Source organism: Marinomonas transparens (genome assembly GCF_016463975.1).
In the GTDB taxonomy this organism is placed as follows: domain Bacteria; phylum Pseudomonadota; class Gammaproteobacteria; order Pseudomonadales; family Marinomonadaceae; genus Marinomonas; species Marinomonas transparens.
In genome coordinates this window covers 34926-50648 of sequence record NZ_JAEMNX010000007.1, presented here as the reverse complement: position 1 = coordinate 50648, position 15723 = coordinate 34926, and the positions used below count along the sequence as shown (strand labels likewise).

Annotated in this window: 16 protein-coding genes; 6 read left to right on the top strand and 10 right to left on the bottom strand. The window is 42.7% G+C overall.

All coding sequences use genetic code 11. The features are described from left to right. Positions 1 to 318 precede the first annotated feature (318 nt). Complete coding sequence (locus I8J31_RS08305; RefSeq protein WP_199467813.1) at positions 319 to 924, bottom strand: DJ-1/PfpI family protein; 606 nt, start codon at positions 922 to 924, stop codon at positions 319 to 321. Between the two features lie 87 nt (positions 925 to 1011). Here I8J31_RS08305 and I8J31_RS08300 point away from each other — a divergent pair, with 87 nt between their 5' ends. Next, positions 1012 to 2355 carry an aminotransferase-like domain-containing protein gene (locus I8J31_RS08300; RefSeq protein WP_199467812.1) on the top strand — a complete coding sequence of 448 codons (1344 nt, stop codon included), beginning with the start codon at positions 1012 to 1014 and terminating at the stop codon, positions 2353 to 2355. A 21-nt stretch (positions 2356 to 2376) separates the two neighbouring features. Here I8J31_RS08300 and I8J31_RS08295 read toward each other — a convergent pair whose 3' ends face one another. The 4 genes from I8J31_RS08295 to I8J31_RS08285 all read right to left on the bottom strand — a co-directional run bounded on the left by I8J31_RS08295 (position 2377) and on the right by I8J31_RS08285 (position 4927). Continuing rightward, positions 2377 to 3072 (bottom strand): VC0807 family protein, encoded by a 696-nt coding sequence (locus I8J31_RS08295; RefSeq protein ID WP_199467811.1) that lies wholly within the window; start codon positions 3070 to 3072, stop codon positions 2377 to 2379. A 184-nt stretch (positions 3073 to 3256) separates the two neighbouring features. Next, a complete protein-coding gene (locus tag I8J31_RS21210) occupies positions 3257 to 3502 on the bottom strand; it encodes a DUF6868 family protein (RefSeq protein WP_369122886.1) in 246 nt (81 codons plus the stop codon). Positions 3503 to 3640: 138 nt separating this feature from the next. Continuing rightward, positions 3641 to 4006 (bottom strand): MmcQ/YjbR family DNA-binding protein, encoded by a 366-nt coding sequence (locus I8J31_RS08290; protein WP_199467810.1) that lies wholly within the window; start codon positions 4004 to 4006, stop codon positions 3641 to 3643. A gap of 12 nt (positions 4007 to 4018) precedes the next feature. After that, complete coding sequence (locus tag I8J31_RS08285; RefSeq protein WP_199467809.1) at positions 4019 to 4927, bottom strand: NAD-dependent epimerase/dehydratase family protein; 909 nt, start codon at positions 4925 to 4927, stop codon at positions 4019 to 4021. Between the two features lie 185 nt (positions 4928 to 5112). Between I8J31_RS08285 and I8J31_RS08280 the strand changes: the two genes are divergently transcribed. From I8J31_RS08280 to I8J31_RS08270, 3 genes are all read left to right on the top strand, one after another. Continuing rightward, positions 5113 to 6309: a DEAD/DEAH box helicase gene (locus tag I8J31_RS08280; protein ID WP_199467808.1), complete on the top strand. Its 1197-nt coding sequence runs from the start codon at positions 5113 to 5115 to the stop codon at positions 6307 to 6309. Between the two features lie 244 nt (positions 6310 to 6553). Further along, positions 6554 to 7504, top strand: coding sequence for a M23 family metallopeptidase (locus tag I8J31_RS08275; RefSeq protein ID WP_199467807.1), 951 nt, complete (start codon positions 6554 to 6556; stop codon positions 7502 to 7504). After that, the gene (locus I8J31_RS08270; RefSeq protein ID WP_199467806.1) at positions 7408 to 7875 is read left to right on the top strand and encodes a bactofilin family protein; all 468 of its coding nucleotides are present in this window, start codon (positions 7408 to 7410) and stop codon (positions 7873 to 7875) included. Before I8J31_RS08275 ends, I8J31_RS08270 begins: the two co-directional genes overlap by 97 nt. Positions 7876 to 8218: 343 nt before the next feature. On the opposite strand, the gene rho is transcribed toward I8J31_RS08270, so the two are convergent. Together rho and dauA are read right to left on the bottom strand one after the other, a co-directional pair. Beyond that, a complete protein-coding gene (rho, locus tag I8J31_RS08265; RefSeq protein ID WP_199467805.1) occupies positions 8219 to 9178 on the bottom strand; it encodes a transcription termination factor Rho in 960 nt (319 codons plus the stop codon). Between the two features lie 67 nt (positions 9179 to 9245). Beyond that, the gene (dauA, locus tag I8J31_RS08260; protein WP_199467804.1) at positions 9246 to 10934 is read right to left on the bottom strand and encodes a C4-dicarboxylic acid transporter DauA; all 1689 of its coding nucleotides are present in this window, start codon (positions 10932 to 10934) and stop codon (positions 9246 to 9248) included. A 316-nt stretch (positions 10935 to 11250) separates the two neighbouring features. Here dauA and zntR point away from each other — a divergent pair, with 316 nt between their 5' ends. Both zntR and I8J31_RS08250 read left to right on the top strand, forming a co-directional pair. Continuing rightward, on the top strand, positions 11251 to 11652 hold the full coding sequence (gene zntR, locus I8J31_RS08255) for a Zn(2+)-responsive transcriptional regulator (protein WP_199467803.1): 402 nt from the start codon (positions 11251 to 11253) through the stop codon (positions 11650 to 11652). Position 11653: 1 nt separating this feature from the next. Further along, positions 11654 to 12721 (top strand): SO_0444 family Cu/Zn efflux transporter, encoded by a 1068-nt coding sequence (locus I8J31_RS08250; RefSeq protein WP_325101183.1) that lies wholly within the window; start codon positions 11654 to 11656, stop codon positions 12719 to 12721. Positions 12722 to 12781: 60 nt separating this feature from the next. Here I8J31_RS08250 and I8J31_RS08245 read toward each other — a convergent pair whose 3' ends face one another. From I8J31_RS08245 to I8J31_RS08235, 3 genes are read right to left on the bottom strand one after another with little or no spacing between them, the layout of a single operon-like run. Beyond that, the gene (locus tag I8J31_RS08245) at positions 12782 to 13129 is read right to left on the bottom strand and encodes a RidA family protein (protein WP_199467802.1); all 348 of its coding nucleotides are present in this window, start codon (positions 13127 to 13129) and stop codon (positions 12782 to 12784) included. Positions 13130 to 13180: 51 nt separating this feature from the next. Continuing rightward, positions 13181 to 14329 carry an NAD(P)/FAD-dependent oxidoreductase gene (locus I8J31_RS08240; protein ID WP_325101182.1) on the bottom strand — a complete coding sequence of 383 codons (1149 nt, stop codon included), beginning with the start codon at positions 14327 to 14329 and terminating at the stop codon, positions 13181 to 13183. Beyond that, positions 14326 to 15723, bottom strand: coding sequence for an FAD/NAD(P)-dependent oxidoreductase (locus I8J31_RS08235; protein ID WP_199467801.1), 1398 nt, complete (start codon positions 15721 to 15723; stop codon positions 14326 to 14328). The genes I8J31_RS08240 and I8J31_RS08235 overlap by 4 nt, the downstream gene beginning before the upstream one ends.

Genomic DNA, 15723 nt, shown 5'->3' with positions numbered 1-15723 from the left:
CTCGACACATCATAGCCCAGCCTTCAATAGCGATTCAATCTGGGTAAGAAACTGAATTTGCTATTAGGGAAGATCTGAACAAGTCCTCTTGTCTCAGCATGTGGATAAAAGCCTGTTATTCAAGGCGAGTACCGAATGTGAATAGTTGCCCTATTGTCGAGGTGCTCAACAAAGAATTCAGGCTTTTAGACCATGCCCTGCGGGTCTTTCATAGAAACCGCCACACTGCGTTGCGCCTCTTTGAAAGGTACTTACATTACATCAGAGTCGCGCCTTATTTGACGATTTCTCTGAAAGACTGAGTCTTAGTAGACTTATTCAGACCTTCCCTAGATAAGGAGATATATTTCGCACCATTGCTTCGACATAGGCCTCTTTTTCACCAACTGGCGCAAAGTAATGCATTTGCTCTTTGGCTTCTTCGAGACCTTCAGCTCTAGCAATGACCCAGCAGGCTAAATACAATGACGCCAAACAACCACCAGATGAAGCAATATTTTGTTCTGCATAAAAGGCCTGATCTAAAACCTTAACCCCCGTTTCTTTCACCCAAGGTGCGGTGGTCAAATCTGTACAAACTGGCATTTTTTTTAATAACCCCAGTTTTTCTAAAATAAGTGCACCAGAGCATTGTGCACCGATCAACTGACGAGTTGGATCAAGCTTAAGCTGAGCCATGAGCAATTCATCCGCAACAACCTCTCTTGTTTTCAAACCACTACCAATCAATACCACATCGTCATCTGCTATATCAGATAAGGTCTTTGTTGCTTCTAATACCAAACCATTCATAGAGCAAACCTGTGATGTCGGGCTGGTAATAGAAACCTGCCAATCAGGCTTTTTAACACGACTCAAAATACCAAACGCAATTAAAGAATCGAGTTCATTAAAACCCTCAAATGTGAGAATAGATATCTTCATTCATGTTTTCCCTTAAAGTAATTTGATGGAAAAACAGTAACCCCGTAATCTAATACAATCAAAAAATTGTCATAGGTACATTTCGACATGGCTAAAGCTAGCTATAAAAACATTGTCGATGTCTTTGCATCAGACATTCGATCAGGAAAATTAACACCGGGCGTTCAATTACCTACCCATAGACAACTAGCTAAACAGTATGGCATTGCCTTAGCAACCGCTTCAAAAGTTTACCGAGAGCTAATTAGAATGGGGTTAGTAGCTGGCGAAACGGGGCGAGGCTCTTTTGTAAGAGAAGTGTCATTGCCAAAAGGCTGGGGAACAGACCAACAGCCTATGATTGACGATATCATTGACCTCAACTTTAATTATCCATCACTGCCTCAACAATCCGATCAGTTACGGCTTGCTCTACGACAACTCGCATTATCAGGAGATCTAGAAAGTTTATTACGTTATCAGCCACATGCAGGTCGAGATCATGAACGCGTCATTGTTACCAACCACCTGCGCAGTCGAGGCTTAATAACAGATGCGAAAAACACTCTGATCGTTGGAGGAGCTCAACATGGTTTAATCTCCACCGCCATGGCACTTCTAAAAGCGGGTGATGTAATGGCCGTTGATGCATTGACTTATTCGGGAATAAAAGCACTGGCGCAAGCATTAGGAATAGAATTGCTTCCTATTCCTAATCGACAACAGTGTCTTGATATAAACTACCTAACAGAGATTTGTACGCAACGAAAAGTAAAGGCCTTATACCTTCAACCTACTGTGCACAATCCTCTCGGTTGGGTCATGAGTGAATCACAACGTCACGATATTGTGGAAATCGCTCGTCGCCATGACCTAGTCATTATTGAAGACGCGCCCTATGCTTTTTTGGAACTAAATGCACCGCAACCTATTGCTATGCTTGCACCTGAGCGAACCGTCTATGTTTCGAGCCTTTCCAAAAATGTCGCGACTGGATTACGTTTTGGATTTATCACAGCGCCGAATAAATGGGTTTCCTTATTGGAACGTGCAATTCGTGCCTCCACATGGAATACACCCGCTATTATCACCGCATTGGCTTGCAATTGGATAGAGGACGGCACGGTTGCACAGCTAGAACAAGAAAAGCGTATCGATGCCGCTAAAAGACAAACCTTATTCGTTGAAGTTTTTACAGGCTATCAGTATCAAAACCACCCACACTCATATTTTGCGTGGCTGCCTTTACTAGAAGAAGGCCGATCGGATCAAGTAGTAAAAGTACTGCTTGAACAGGGAATATCAGCCTCTACCGCAGAGCCTTTCTCCACCTCCCCCATTGTCCCCCATGCCATTCGCTTAGCATTAGGCTCTGTGGATATGGATACATTACAAAACGCACTAGAAACCGTAAGAGACGTCATTGAAAACCATAGATACAAAAAACCGTAACAAGCTTTAGCTTTTTTAGACTCATTTTTTAACCATCAAATCTTCTAGTTTTAAACCGGTTGCTTTATTAATGCTGCGCCATAGGTAATAAAATATAGCCATCATCATCACCATAGAAGGAAGCGCAATCATTGGATAACTGTATAACGTCATTTGGCCAAGCTCTTCATTAAAGGCTTCTGTTCCAGCAGGACTGGTAACAATCCACTTGGCTAATACGTAATTCATTACCGCTGAAAAGGCAAAAGAGCCAGCCACAAAATACGTTGCCCGCATCATCTTTTTTTCAAATGCCACAGTACTTCTGTTTTCTTCCAGTTTTTGCTTAATCATGTCCACATCCATGACCGATGCATTAAACAATAAGGCCCTAACAAGCGGATAAGGTGTAAAAGAAGATACCAATACAGCAATGCCTATTATGGCTGGTATCGCCGCTTCTTTAATCGCTAACCATTTATTATCAAGCTCGAACAAACCTATGCTACCTGTCAGCAAAACACTCACCAGCCCTAACAAAGCAATAAAGTTAAACTTCTTATGCTTTATTAATTCAAAAACGCCCCACCCAAGCGGAAAAGCAAGAGCAAGGATCAAGCCCCCACTGACCCCCAACTCATCCTCACCACTTAATTTCATTAAAATAAAAGACGGCAATACAACGCTAACAATCAGATCAACCATGGGACGTGGCTTATGTGTCGAAGAACGATTCATTTAATTTTCCAATTTAAGTTTAAATACTTATCATCACTGAATAAGAACGAGTTAATTTTGTTGATCAGACCAAAACATCATAGCTTTGTTCCGCTTTTCAACTGAAATGAAACATAAAATGAAAGAATCTCTTTTAAAATCACAATGCTTAATGTTTATGCTTCCCTAGTATATAGGGCTTACACTAAGTCATTATTTTTATTGCGAAATACGGAACAATATTAAAAACGACAATAATGATTTTATACATGCTCATATAGTGAAAATAGAGCTGGGGAAGTTCGCTGGGTTTAACCCCCATTAAACCACTGTGAATGTTGATAACTAAGTTCCTAAATACAGAAATAAATAAAAACGAAAATATCAAAACACCAACATTAATTATTGAGCACCAGCCCAAAAAAATCGTAAGAAAATTTATATCAAGCATAATTTAATCCACCCTAACTTGAGTTTCTACCACGCCTTGCTGAAGGGCGAAGAATAGCTAGCTAAACTAGGGAAGGTAAGCAGAGCCAGCGGCTATAAGGTCTTTTGAGCCACTTAATTATGATCCTTTTTTACAATATCAGTCTTGATTTAAGCCAAGCTCTTTTTGTTTTTTCTTAGTGAGCCCTAATGACACTAGACGATAGGATTCACTCAAGTAATAACGCAACGCCTCATCTTGCTCTTGTTTGTTTGTATATTGCTGTATCCACAACATACCACGGCTAGCTAAATAGGGAGCAGGTCGATAGCCGTCACTTTCTCTTAAAAAAGCAAAGTTCAATTCTGATGTTTTAAATGTAAATGCAGGCGTTTTATCTTTTGCCCACCCTCCAACAGCAAACACTTTACCTCCGACTTTCCAGACATGTGAACCGCCCCACTGAACAACATAGGTCGTTGCAGAAAAAGAGCCACAAAAAGCATTAAACTCATCGTAATTCATCTGTACCTTTCTTTATACTTTAGGGGCATTGACATATTTCTGCCAGTTATGCTGTTCTTTAAAGCCAAGCACATCACGAATTTTACGGTTCGAAAATAGTGCTTCATGCTCGCCCAGTTCACGGGTAATCGGCACGCCAGAGAAAAAGCGTTCAGCTAACTCTTTACTGGGGATAATGGCCCCATTATGATCGTTTCCAGCATTAAAAACCTGATAACCAAGACCGTCTTTTTTCAAGCAAAGATCAACAATCTGCCCTAAGTCCCGTGCATCAATATAGCAAAACGCATTTCTACGACGTACTTCAGGATTTTTAAAATAATCAGGAAACAATTCTGCATACTCATGTGGCTCAACCACATTGCCAATGCGAAGCGCGTAAATATCGGCCCCTGAACGGCGCTGAAAACTACGCGCTGTTTTTTCATTCACTACTTTAGATAAACCGTAGCTGTCCATGGGATCAACATCATAGTCCTCATCCAGCGGTAACGACTGAGGATTCGTCTCGCCATCGGAAAAACAGATGCCATAGGTCGTCTCTGACGAAGCAATGATCACCTTCTTAATACCGAACTTAACCGCCGCTTCAATCACGTTATAAGTGCCCATGGTATTCACTCGAAAGGTTTCATTATCAGGGTTAATTAAGATTCTAGGCACAGCAGCAAAATGCACCACAGCATCGAATGCTGGTACACCAGTACCGGGCTCCATTTCGTCAAAGCCAGCATAAGAGCTCATGGCATTAAACATCTGCCCAGAATCTGTAATATCAGCAATTAAGTTATCTACTCCGGGGTGATCCAACGGGACTAGGTCGACGTTCATTACTCGATGTCCTTGCTCTAGTAAATACGCTACGACGTGCTTGCCAGCTTTGCCCGACCCACCTGTAAATAATATTCTTTTTCTTGTCATATATTCACCTCAATTAATTCGCCCTATTCTAACTTTTGTATAAGACCTAACGGCTTAGACTAGCCGAGCAACGGTACTCAAACAACGAACAAACCATAGTTTTTTTTACAATCTTAGACAAACTCCACGACAACTTTTACGCTATACTGCCTGTCACTCTCCTGATGACAACCTGTCGAGCCTCTATGCCATTTTCAAAATTGGGGTTATCTAACCCTCTTGTACAAGCGACTAAAGAACTGGGCTACACCACTCCTACGGCAATCCAAAAACAAGCCATTCCTATTATTTTATCGGGCAAAGACCTGATCGCTACCGCGCAAACAGGAACCGGTAAAACAGCGGCTTTTGTTCTACCCATATTAGAAAGATTCAAGAAGACAGGTACATTAAGAGGTAAACGCATACGGGCACTTATTTTAGTACCCACCCGTGAATTGGCGGTTCAAGTAGAGGCCAGTATTGCCCAGTACAGCAAACACCTTAAACTAAGTTCTATGGCAGTTTATGGTGGTGTAGATTCCGAACCACAAAAACAGCGTTTAATCGAAGGCATCGATATCCTAGTTGCTACACCGGGCCGACTACTTGATCTAGCTCATCAACGCGCCCTGCATTTTGATGAACTTGAAGTTCTGGTATTAGATGAAGCAGATAGAATGGTGGATATGGGGTTTGTTGGCGATATCAATAAAATCATCGATCGCTTACCCAGCGACAGACAAAACCTGTTGTTTTCGGCCACCATGACCGACGACGTGCATGCCCTCGCCTACGGTTTTTCTGATGACAAAATGAGCAAACCTGCTACAGAAATCTCTATTTCTCCCAAGACCAAAGCGGCAGCCAATATAAAGCAGTGGTTAATCACCGTAGATAAAGACACAAAATCGGCACTACTAAGTCACTTAATTAACGAGCAAAAGTGGGATCAGGCGCTTATTTTTATCGAGAAAAAGCACGGTGCTGCCAAGCTGGTCTCCCAGTTAGCAAAACGTGGCATTGAAGCCGATTCCATCCATGGCGATAGAAGCCAAACCATGCGTGAAAAGATTTTGACCGACTTCAAATCCGGCAAACTCAAATACTTAGTTGCCACTGGCGTTGCCGCCCGCGGTTTGGATATTGGCGAATTGAGTCGCGTGGTGAATTACGACCTCCCCTTTAAACCGGAAGAATACATACATCGTATTGGCCGAACCGGTCGTGCTGGTGCCACAGGGGAAGCCATCTCTTTTGTTGCCATGGGCGACTTTAAAAACCTGTGCGCCATCGAGAGCCGTTTAAAACACATCATTAAACGCAAAGAAATAGAAGGCTTTTCGGTAAGAAAAGTGGTACCTGTTTCAATCTTAAATTATGTTCGCAAAGCGAATCGTTAGGCGCCAGATCTCTTTTAAATGGTCCCCATAAAATGCCCTATGAACGTAAGAAAAAGTCGTCATCGTAGGGCGTAATGTCAATCAAGCCAATTGGTGATACTAAGTAAAGGCGAACACCACCCTGATACTTGAGTGAAAGTTATAATTATGTAAAAAGGAATTCTCGAATATACAAAAGTATACAAAATCAGATAGTATGCTCTCTCTAAACAGTAAATTATGATGTTGGTAAGAAACTAAAGCGATGAAAGATCATGTAACAGTATCCGTCTCTTCGATTCATGGAACCAAGCACATTAGCTTTGGCAAGAAAATGCGTCATGCATTAAAATTCATCGCTTACATGACATTTATTAGTATCGTGGTATCAGCCGTCGCCATTTACTACCTAGTAAACAACGCAGAATTTTCTAAGCTCAAGCTGCTTGAACTAGAACATAAATCAACGTCTTTAAGTAAAGAGATCACATCACTCACAGCATTAAAAATAAGCTTAGAGCATGATTTATCAGAACGGGAAGAGCGCATGCAAATCGTCTCTGATCGATTAGGAGATTTAGAAAACCTTTTAGACATGGATAACCATAAGGGTGACGAGCTTGAGTCCCGTTTAGATACGGCAGCAATCACTTCATCAATACGGGTAGCAATGTTGACGCAAATCCCAAGTGGTCCGCCAGTAAAAAATGCACGGACATCTTCTGGTTATGGGAAACGAAAACATCCTGTCACAGGGATAATGAAATTTCACCGTGGGCAAGACTTCGCGGTTAATACAGGCACTCCTGTTTATGCGCCAGCGGATGGGACAGTAGAAGTAACACGCCCGAGTAAAAAAGGCTCTGGCAACTATCTTCGAATCCTGCATGGCTATGGATTTTCAAGTTCTTATTCTCATTTGAGTAAGTTCGTTGCTAAAAAAGGAGATTTCGTAAAAAAAGGCGATTTAATCGCTTATTCAGGAAACAGTGGGTTATCTTCTGGGCCACACCTTCATTATGAGGTAAGGTTTATTGGACGACCATTAAATCCAAAACAGTTTTTGGATTGGAATGTTGACAACTTTGATGCAATTTTTAAAAGTGTAAGAGGTGTACGATGGGAATCTTTGGTGGAAAAAATAGAGTTAAGAGTCAGTCGTCAGCTACAACTCTCATCGCAGAAGGCTGCGCAATTAACGGACATATCAAAGTAGAAAATCGCCTACAAATTGATGGGCTCGTTGAAGGTAAAGTTGAAGTAACTAATCAAATTAAAATCAGCGAATCAGGTAACATGCAGGGAGAAATTACCACAGAGCATTTAATTGTTAATGGTTATTTTGAAGGCACTTGTCATGCTACCTATATCCAGATTTTAAGTTCTGGTTGCGTTAACGGCACCGTCTATAGTGATAACTTGATCATTGAATCTGGTGGTAAATTTACCGGCATCACAAAGCCATCCGAAAAAAAAGATGCCAAACAAGAAGACGATAACATTACTTTGATAACCAATGATACACATTCCACGTTAACAGAATCAGATCTCTTAACAAAAGGAGCATCAGCCAGTCTAAGCACCTAATTTTTGTACCTTTGATGATAGAGAACCCAGCATAGGTAGCAATAAAGGCATAAGAAAAGCGTCTAAACGGCAGGTGCTCCCGCAAAATAAGCAGATATTTCGAATAAAATAGGCATAGTTCTCGATAAAAACATGCTGACTAGATCATGCTTTTACCGGGAGCTATCGGCGTTTCATTCGGACCATGCTAATTGATTCGAGCGGTATGATTTTTTCTTCACTTCCCTAGTTCTTTATATAGCTTCCTAGGTCCCGTCACATTGTGTCTTTTCTATAAAAACCCACTCATACACGCCGTTCAATTATTTACCCCGCAAGCAACGAAAAATTCAACCAGAAGAGATTAATTTAGCGACGAGAAAGCCTTCAACAGCTCGGCGTTGGTTGGGTAGGCTTCTAGTAACTCAACCAATTTCGTAGCGCCCTCCACCGCTTTAAGGTGGGTAAGAGACCTTCGTAATGCTCTGACCTTCACAATATCTTTGCTATCAATAAGCAGCTCTTCACGGCGCGTACTGCTTTTCGCAATATCCAGCGCAGGAAAAACCCGATGGCTCGCGGCCTCCCGTGATAATACGATTTCCATATTACCTGTGCCTTTAAATTCTTCAAAAATCACCTGATCCATCCGACTTCCCGTATCTACTAGAATGGTCGCTAGAATCGTCAGCGACCCGCCGTTTTCGATATTTCTGGCCGCCCCGAATAACTTACGAGGTATTTCCAAGGCTCTAGTATCAAGCCCACCGGACATGGTTCGTCCGCTACTTTTACGGTCTGCATTGTGTACACGCGAAAGCCTTGTAAGGGAATCAATTACAATCATTACATCATGACCTTCGCCCGCTTGCGCACGGGCCTTGTCGAGCAAATCATCGGCCACACGCACATGTTGGGTATAGCTTTCATCCGAAGATGATGCATGGACTTCTGCCGACACACTGCGCTTAAAATCCGTCACTTCTTCAGGTCGCTCATCGATCAACAAGGCATAGAGCTTTATATCTGGATAAGCTTCTGCCACCGCCTGACAAATATGCTTTAGCATGGTGGTTTTTCCAGAACCTGGAGGCGCCACAATTAAACCCCGCTGCCCCATGCCAATTGGCGAGATCAAATCCATCGCACGCATAGAAAGTTGCTGAGAACCCGATGACAAGCAAATACAGGGAGCAGGATGAATGGCAACACCATTTAAAAAACGCTTTTGTGGGTCATTAGGAAACAAATCCTCAACCACCTCATCAACAGGTTCAGCGTCTTTCGCTCTTTTTCCCTTCAAACTTAAGATTTTTCTCGTCATGATGTCGGTTTATCGCCTTGTATGATTAAGTGTTTTGATGGGTTTATTGTTATTTGACGAAGCATGGTTAGAGCATCTTCCTCGCGGCTTCGAAACTGTGATCTAGCGTCCTTGAGAAGAACAGCTTACCAGATTGCTTACGGATTCCGGCACGCTTGAGCTTTAATATCATCTGCGGCGATAAATTACCTATCACCAAGCCAATGTTTTTATTTTGCAAATCAGCAACAATCGACTCCATAACGACAATAGCACTCATATCCAGCAGAGTGACATCCGACATATCCAGTATCACTACTCGTAAATCGGATCTCACTGCAGCAATGGTGGTCAGCGCTTTTTGAGCAGAGCCAAAAAACAAGGGGCCATTAATATCATATACAACAATGCTATTAGGCAGATCATACTTAGCATGATCCACCTCAACCATTGAAACTTGGCTAAGACTAATACTTCTTCGAATAAACAGCATGGCCGCTAACCCTATTCCCACCGCAACAGCCACTGTCATATCAAACAAAACAGTCAGTAGAAAACACAGTATCAAGACAAGTACATCGTCCCTAGGCGCGACTTTTATGGTGCGAACAAAATGTTTAGCCTCACTCATATTCCAAGCCACTATTAACAACAATGCCGCCATTGAAGCCATAGGTATATATGACAATAGTGGCGCCAGCAGTAAGATACTCACGACGATAAACACACTATGAATAACAGATGATAAAGGCAAACTACCGCCCAATTTAATATTCGCCGCCGTTCGGGCAATCGCCGCCGTCGCGGGTATGCCACCAAACAATGGCGCAATGATATTACCGATTCCCTGACCGATAAGCTCATCATTTGGATTATGTTTTTTCCCAGACATACCATCGGCGACCACCGCACATAACAGAGACTCCAAAGAGCCCAAAATAGCAATAGTAATCGCGGATGGTAGAAGCAACCGGACAAGTTCAAAACTGATGCCAATAGCAGTGCCGTCCGTACCGGGTAAATTCCATGGCCAATCAAAGGTCGGCAAAACAGAGGGAATCCCGTTCCCCGTTAGTCCGTTTATATCGAATGAAAAACGACTGCCAATAGTGGCAACAGAAAAATCGGAAATATAAAAACCAAGCCCCCAAACAAAAAGACTCCCCACAAACAAGGCAACAAGATGGGCGGGGATTCTAGAGCGGAATCTTGGCCAAACGAGTAACACTGCCATGGTTAAGACGCCAATTAAGGCTTCTTTCCAATCAATAGAGGGTAATGCATAAAAAAGAGCTGACAATTTATCTAGGTAATTACCGTCTAGGGATTCAATACTCAGACCTAGAAAATCTTTTATTTGAAAAGTAGCAATAACAACACCGATGCCTGCGGTAAACCCAACAATTACCGGATACGGAACAATTTCGATCAACTTACCAAGCTTACCTATCCCCATGAAAATAAGAATAAACCCCGCCATAAACCCACTGACTAACAAGCCACCTAAGCCGAATTGCTGAACAATTGGCAGCAGAATGACAACAAATGCAGCGGTCGGCCCAGAAATATTAACCCTAGAGCCACCAGTTAGAGCAATAACAATGCCCGCCACAATCGCCGTATACAGACCATGCTGTGGTGGCACACCACTGGCAATGGCTAACGCCATTGAGAGCGGAAGCGCAATCACACCCACCGTTAAGCCTGACAGTACATTAGCCTGAATCGCTTGATAAGAGGGCTTGCGTTGTAGAGATAGCTTGAGTGCTGAAAACATCTTAATCTCAACTCTTGTTGTGCTCTAACGCCGTGTTAATGGGCCGTAATGTCAGCGCAAAGTGCCAGAACGGAGGAAAATCAACAAATCATTGACCTGCGTTATCAAGCAACCCCAATAGGCGCAGCCATGTGTTCAATTATTATTCATTGATACTAAACGCTTTTCCATTTACTACCAGCAATTAATTTATCGCTATTAAGCATTCAATTATTCCTATTCTTTCAAATTAAAAAAACAGAAAGCAAAAAGCCTTGACCTTAAACCATACTCTAAGGTTTATCATAAAGGTATTAAATGAGCAGTAGGTGTTTTTATGAAGATCGGCGATTTAGAAAAACAGTCCGGCATTAGTGCCCACACATTACGATATTATGAAAAATCAGGCTTGTTAAAACCGTCAAAACGGGGCGATAACAACTATCGTCACTATTCGAACGAGGACTTAATCACCGCGAAATTTATCAAAAGAAGCAAAGCCTGTGGTTTTAGCTTGGCGGAAACATCCTCTTTACTCGCCATTAAAACCGACAAAAGTCAGCATGTCTGTGCGGAAGCAAAAGCCATTACACACAACAAGCTGCAAGAAATTGAAGAGCAAATCCAACGATTAGAACAGATGAAGGAAACACTTTCTAAACTTCATCATTACTGCTGTGGTGGACAAGAAAGTGCCGAGTTTTGCTCTATTATTAGCGCATTAGAAGAAGGAGAATAACGTGGATTTTATAACCAATTTTATTATGCTTTTTACTGAATCCGCCCCTTTTCTTTTAGCTGGGATGTTCATTGCTGGCGCAATTAATCAACTTGTACCTAAAAAGTGGATTGAATCGACCCTAGGAAAAAGCAACAGCGTGGTCACCGCAGCCTTCATTGGTGCGCCTTTACCACTGTGTTCCTGTTCGGTGATCCCTGTCGCAATGGGTATTAGAAGAAGTGGTGCAAGCAAAGCAAGTACCGCCAGCTTTTTGGTGTCTACTCCTGAAACAGGTGTAGACTCTATTGGCGTCACTTATGCTCTAATGGGGCCTCTAATGGCCATCGCCAGACCCATTTCCGCCATTCTCTCTGCCATTATGGCAGGCAGTTTGATCGCTCTATTTGGCAGCAAAATAAACAAAAACCAAATAAACAACTCAAAAAGCGCTGATACACAAAACAACGACACAAGCGAAAAAGCTATTTCAAGCTGTTGCCATAAAAAAACGGCTAAACCAAAGAGCCTATTCGACAAAGTCAAAGCTTCTTTTGTGTTTGGTTATGGGCAATTATTACGCGACTTTATGGTCTGGTTTCTGATCGGCATCTTCTTTGCGGCCGTGGTAACCACCTTCGTTCCTGAAAACTTTCTCACTCAGTACGGACAAGGTGTGTTTGCCATGTTGGTCATCGTTTTAATTTCAGTGCCCATGTACATTTGTGCAACAGCCTCCACCCCATTAGCGGTTGGCTTACTATTGTCCGGCATAACCCCCGGCGCAGCATTGGTCTTTATGCTAACAGGTCCCGCAACCAACATCGCCACCTTGATGGTAATCAAAAATGAACTCGGCAAACGCGAACTCGCCTTATATTTAATCGCCGTCGTCGTCAGCGCCGTAAGCTGTGGTTTGTTATTGGACTATCTATTCGATGTGTTTCAGTGGAAATTACAACTTACCCATGGAGATCATTCCGACATGGTGGGAGCTTTATATCAAGCCAGTGCCATTATTTTAGCGGGGTTGATCTTGTTTCAACTGCAAAAGCGTTATCTTAAGATACCCTATAAGTCGACTCATTAAATGAAATCAAAGGTGGATGTGGATAAATCCACCTTTGATTTAAAACTTTTTCATTAAGACTTATTTTTCAGCGGCTATCACTGAAATCTCAACAAGTAGTGAATCACGTGCCATGCTAGCCTCTACACAAGCTCGAGCAGGTGCAAAACCCTCTGGAACCCAGCTATCCCAAACACTATTCATGTCCGCGAAATATTGCATGGACTTTATATAAATGGTTGCAGAAAGAATATGCTCTCTATCGCTACCAGCATCCTGTAATAATTTGTCTACTTTATCCAACATAGTTGCTGTTTGTTCTTTTATGCCTTGAGTTGCATCCTCACATACCTGTCCACATAAATAAATCGTTCCATTATGTTTAACAATACGGCTCATACGAGCCTTGGTTTCCATTCTTTCTATCATGGTTTTTCCTATAAATTAGAGGTAAATAATCGTATCGATAACACTTCGAGATTATGGTTTAAGACTATCATTAGAAAAACGATTAATACTAAAAGCGTCTATGGACAGTTCGCTTTTACCATCAATAATCAATTCACTGAGAATTTTTCCAGCAATGGGAGACATCTGAAAACCATGGGCAGAATACCCAAAGCTATGAAAAGCCCCATCAATGTTACTTTTACTAATAACAGGGATATTGTCAGGTAAATACCCTTCAATACCGGCCCATGATCGAACGATCTTCGCGTGACGTATTTGAGGAAAAAGAGTCATAGCAATATTCGCGTTGATGGCGAGCCCTTCATATTTAAGAAGTGTTTCATTAGTATCTGGATTTGCCTTTCCTACATGCCCTCCTCCTATCAAAACAGTTCCATTAACAAACTGTTTAAATGATAGAGGTCTACCTTGAACACCAACCACAGAGTCTATGAAAGGAGGAATACGGCTGGTAATCATCAACATCGGAGCCCGAGTATCAATGGGAACCGACTCGCCTAGCATTTCAGCCATTTTTCCGCCCCATGCACCAGCACAATTTACCAAATTAGGCGATTCGAACTTTCCCATACTGGTATGGATATGCCACACACCTTCTTTTTTTTCAAAGCGGCTTACCACTGTATTTTCTTTAAGCTGCACACCAAGACTCTCACACTGTCGCCTAAATGCCTGACTCGTTCGAAATGGGTTCGCGGACCCATCTCCTTCAACGATTAACCCCCCTACACAATGATCCGATATAGCAGGTAATTTCTCACGAAGCTCTTTTTGATCAATCATTTTCTCATGATCAAAACCAAGCGCTTTGACTTGTTGTACACGGTTCTGAAGTTGAACCATGTGTTCTTCCGTTTCCGCCACTTTGATTTGACGTGATGCAACAAAACCACAGTCATCACCAACAAGCGATTCAATGTCATGCCACATTTTTGCCGATTCAACAGAAAGCGGAACCTCTGCAAGGTCTCGCCCTAATCGTCGGACTCCCCCTGCGTTGACGCCAGACGCATGCCTACCCACATAATCTTTTTCGATGATGATGACCGACATACCACGCATTGCCAATTGCAGTGCCGTCGAGCAACCATGTAGCCCGCCTCCAATGATAATGGCATCGGCAGTGCGAGAAGCGGATGTTATCGCGTTAGTTATCACAAGCTATCTCCCTTTGTTATTTTCAGGTTAGCCAACTCTTGTAATAGCAAAGGCTTAACGGGGGGACGTAAGCGATAGTAACCTACAGCGCTTACTGGTTTTTTCAAGGTTTCTGATATGAGCTCAGACACAGTGAGACCACAAAAACGCCCCTGACAAGGGCCCATTCCACAGCGACTAAAACTTTTTAACTGATTAGGTCCCGCACACCCCATACCAACTACCTGACGAACTTGCCCCACAGTCACTTCTTCACAGCGGCAAACAATGGTGTTGTCATGTTGAGGGATTCGAAAAGTGTCAGACGGTTTAAATAAAGCATCGAGAAAAGGTCGAACTCGCATTTCTGCTGCTAATGCTGCTTTATACGGCGCTGCTAAATGGTCACCTTCCGTTGCCGTTATTTTTTCAAGCTGAACTAAAGCTCCTACGGCGGCAATACGACCACGCTGCTCTGCCGCCAAAGCGCCACCTATTGAGGCGCCATCTCCCGTTACCCTGACGCCTTTAACGCTCGATTGAAACCAATCATCCACATTAATTCTCCAGCAAGCTTGGTCTTCATTCCAACTGCTTTTACAACCTGCTGCCAAACTAATATTCACATTTGGAACAACACCTTGATGAAGAAGAATATGGCTAGCGTCTAACGTCTTCCATGTCGAACCTTGTTTGTATGAAATACCCGTTACACCCTCCTCTCCGAGAATTTTCAAATCGCTCACATCTGAAAAATAGGGTACGTTCGATTTGATTATTTCTCTCTTCCATTTCCACCCTTCATATATTTTGGGCAAAGCGGGTAACGCACTAAATAAGTGAGGAAGCGCCTTTAAATAATTCCCCTTCGGAGTCAAATCAATAACTGCCTTAATAGGAATACCAGCCGTTAAATATTGATGGATAACCAAATAGAAAAGCGGTCCACACCCTGCAAAAACCGCATCTTCTATGGCCAATTCAGATTCTTTTAATAAGATCTGAGCCGCGCCCATGGTCATCACACCGGATAATGTCCAACCGGGAATAGGAAAAGGACGTTCTTGGGCACCAGTTGCGATAATCACTTGCTTGCCTATGACAATATGCGCAGTGCCATCAAAGGAATAACCCACCTCCCCACCTTGTGATACTTGCCACACAGAAGCTTTGGGGATGTATTGAACATGACTGTCACGGAATGCGTTAACAAGCGTTAATCCCGCATGATAAGAGTCGCCAAGCTCGACTCTATTTCGATTCGCCATTATTTCAACAGCCCGATAGATTTGCCCACCAGGTCTTGCCTGCTCATCAAGTATGAGTATGCTAGCGCCATGTTTTGCAGCAAGCTCCGCCGCTGCCATACCAGCAGGACCAGCACCGATAATGATTAGGTCAAAAGTATCCGTCAT

Coding starts and splice junctions, on each gene's coding strand:
- I8J31_RS08305 (WP_199467813.1), bottom strand. CDS start 924: ATGAAGATATCTATTCTCACATTTGAGGGTTTTAATGAACTCGATTCT.
- I8J31_RS08300 (WP_199467812.1), top strand. CDS start 1,012: ATGGCTAAAGCTAGCTATAAAAACATTGTCGATGTCTTTGCATCAGAC.
- I8J31_RS08295 (WP_199467811.1), bottom strand. CDS start 3,072: ATGAATCGTTCTTCGACACATAAGCCACGTCCCATGGTTGATCTGATT.
- I8J31_RS21210 (WP_369122886.1), bottom strand. CDS start 3,502: ATGCTTGATATAAATTTTCTTACGATTTTTTTGGGCTGGTGCTCAATA.
- I8J31_RS08290 (WP_199467810.1), bottom strand. CDS start 4,006: ATGAATTACGATGAGTTTAATGCTTTTTGTGGCTCTTTTTCTGCAACG.
- I8J31_RS08285 (WP_199467809.1), bottom strand. CDS start 4,927: ATGACAAGAAAAAGAATATTATTTACAGGTGGGTCGGGCAAAGCTGGC.
- I8J31_RS08280 (WP_199467808.1), top strand. CDS start 5,113: ATGCCATTTTCAAAATTGGGGTTATCTAACCCTCTTGTACAAGCGACT.
- I8J31_RS08275 (WP_199467807.1), top strand. CDS start 6,554: ATGAAAGATCATGTAACAGTATCCGTCTCTTCGATTCATGGAACCAAG.
- I8J31_RS08270 (WP_199467806.1), top strand. CDS start 7,408: ATGGGAATCTTTGGTGGAAAAAATAGAGTTAAGAGTCAGTCGTCAGCT.
- rho (WP_199467805.1), bottom strand. CDS start 9,178: ATGACGAGAAAAATCTTAAGTTTGAAGGGAAAAAGAGCGAAAGACGCT.
- dauA (WP_199467804.1), bottom strand. CDS start 10,934: ATGTTTTCAGCACTCAAGCTATCTCTACAACGCAAGCCCTCTTATCAA.
- zntR (WP_199467803.1), top strand. CDS start 11,251: ATGAAGATCGGCGATTTAGAAAAACAGTCCGGCATTAGTGCCCACACA.
- I8J31_RS08245 (WP_199467802.1), bottom strand. CDS start 13,129: ATGATAGAAAGAATGGAAACCAAGGCTCGTATGAGCCGTATTGTTAAA.
- I8J31_RS08235 (WP_199467801.1), bottom strand. CDS start 15,723: ATGACGGATACTTTTGACCTAATCATTATCGGTGCTGGTCCTGCTGGT.